The following is a 2169-nucleotide window of genomic DNA, read 5'->3' as shown; positions in this document are numbered from 1 at the left end:
GACTAAGTTATTTGCTCCTGATCTGGGGTTGGTGGATACCTGTAGTACCAACCTGGTTCGTTTTAACTGTCAATGGTGTCAGCATCAATGCCTTCTATCTATACCACCAAACCTTAAAATCCCGCATAAATGAACGGCAATATATGATTGATTATACCTTTGACATCATTCATAATGGACCATTACAAACCTTAGCTAGGATACTCAGCTGCACTCAAGATCAGGATTTATCTCATGACCAATTGCGCTCTCAACTAGAACAGTTAAACCAAGAGCTCAGAGCAGTTTATGAATCAGTGCGTCGAGAAACCCTAACCGAAGATAGCAGTATCCACATCGGGATTGATTTAGACCTAGATTTGCAGCAACCCACTCACGAGATTCTCTATGAAGTTTATAGCAATACCCTAGCCTTAAACTTTCCTTGCTTTGAAACCATTCAGGTAAAAATTATAAAATTTGATCCAATCGATAGTCCGCCATTAAGTATCGAACAGAAGCGAGGATTGTGTCGATTTATGGAAGAAGCATTGTGCAATGTCGGTAAATATGCCAAAGGGGTAACTCGTCTGAAAGTCACCTGCACCCAAATCGAAGGTATGAATATTATTCGCATTCAAGATAATGGGTTGGGCATTAGCTCATCATCTCAACCCAAGAAATCTAAGCCTTCAGGAGGTCGGGGAACTAAACAAGCTAGAGCACTAGCGCGACAGCTAGGGGGAAGTTTTAAGCGGTCATCTTTGTCTCCTAAAGGAAGAGTTTGTGAACTCACTTGGTCTGTTAAAAAAGGTCGATTTTGGTTTTTAAACTAGGTGTTAGGTGTTAGGTATTAGGTGTTAGATGTTAGGTGTTAGGTGTTAGGTATTAGGTATTAGGTATTAGGTATTAGGTATTAGGTATTAGGTATTAGGTATTAGGTATTAGGTATTAGGTATTAGGTGTTAGGTGTTAGGTGTTAGGTGTTAGGTGTTAGGTATTAGCTGTTAGGTGTTAGGTATTAGGTATTAGGTGTTAATCATTTATTAATGGTAATTTTTAATTTTTAATTTTTAATTTTTAATTTTTAATTTTATTAGCTGATAGCTGATAGCTGATAGCTGATAGCTGTTAATCATTTATTAATGGCAATTTTAAATTTTTAATTTTATGATGTTGGCATAATTAGAGGGTAAGTTAATGAAGAGAAGATTTCAGTTACTCAACCAGTGCTTAGATAATCACCGATTGACTATTGGTGTGGTTAGTCTATTTTTAGGGATGACAACTGTAGCCCTAGCCGACTATAAACCACCTGATCCGCCATCTCGTCCCAAAGAACCGACAATTATTAGCGGTACAAGGGGAGGATGTTCTAAGAATGGAAAAGCAAAGTTAACTACACTAGCTCCTCAGGAACATATTGGACAAACTGTTTCGACTCACCCAACCTTTGCTTGGTTTGTACCGGATGCTGAATCCTTGCCAATGAAATTTCAGCTTTATCAAGTTTATCAAGATGATGTAAATGAGAATCACCAACTCATACAAAATATTGAATTGCAAACAACACCAGGAATAATGACTCACTCACTATCACAGGATGAACTAGGCTTATCCGTGGGACAGAGATATTTTTGGCAAGTGGTTATTATCTGTGAACCGAATCACCCATCGAGTGCTATCGTAGCCCAAGGGTATATCGATGTCGTTCAAGAGTCACCAGATTTAAAAATAGCCCTGGCTGCAGCGACTAACCCTGTTGATCGGGCAAATATCTACGCTGACAGAGGTTTCTGGTATGATGGCTTCGGTGAAGTTGTCGGTTCTGGTGACGATGCTAGACATAGAGAGTTAAAGCTAAATCTTTTAACTGATTTAGCAAAAATCGAGGCATCTGGAAATTCACACTATGCCAGCCAAAAGAGTGAGCGAATCAAGCAGATTTTAGAGATAGAACGGAAAGCCCGTTTGTAACTAAGTTAAGTGTAAGCATTTAGCTAATGCGCTACGCGCAGGCTACGCCAACAGCTGATAGCTGACAGCTGACAGCTGAATGCTTATAATTGTTTGATGTGAGCAATACGCTGATACCTCGGTCCCTCAAACTCTTCCAAGGTTAAGCCTACGGTTTGATAAGCTTGGTAGAGTTCTTGAGCTCCCCGACGGGCATTCCATTGAGGTTTGAAT

At 39.6% G+C, this 2169-nt stretch carries 2 protein-coding genes; both read left to right on the top strand.

All coding sequences use genetic code 11. The annotated features are described in order from the left end of the window. Nucleotides 1-815, top strand: an 815-nt coding sequence (locus F6J99_RS44440) for an ATP-binding protein (RefSeq protein ID WP_365975495.1), incomplete at its 5' end; no start/stop codon positions are given. Between the two features lie 364 nt (nucleotides 816-1179). Then, nucleotides 1180-1956: a DUF928 domain-containing protein gene (locus tag F6J99_RS44435; RefSeq protein ID WP_293123685.1), complete on the top strand. Its 777-nt coding sequence runs from the start codon at nucleotides 1180-1182 to the stop codon at nucleotides 1954-1956. The last annotated feature ends 213 nt before the right edge of the window (nucleotides 1957-2169 follow it).

It is taken from the genome of Moorena sp. SIO4G3 (genome assembly GCF_010692305.1).
In the GTDB taxonomy this organism is placed as follows: Bacteria; Cyanobacteriota; Cyanobacteriia; order Cyanobacteriales; family Coleofasciculaceae; genus Moorena; species Moorena producens_A.
The sequence above is the reverse complement of the archived record's forward strand: the minus strand, read 5'-3'. Positions and strand labels throughout refer to the sequence as shown.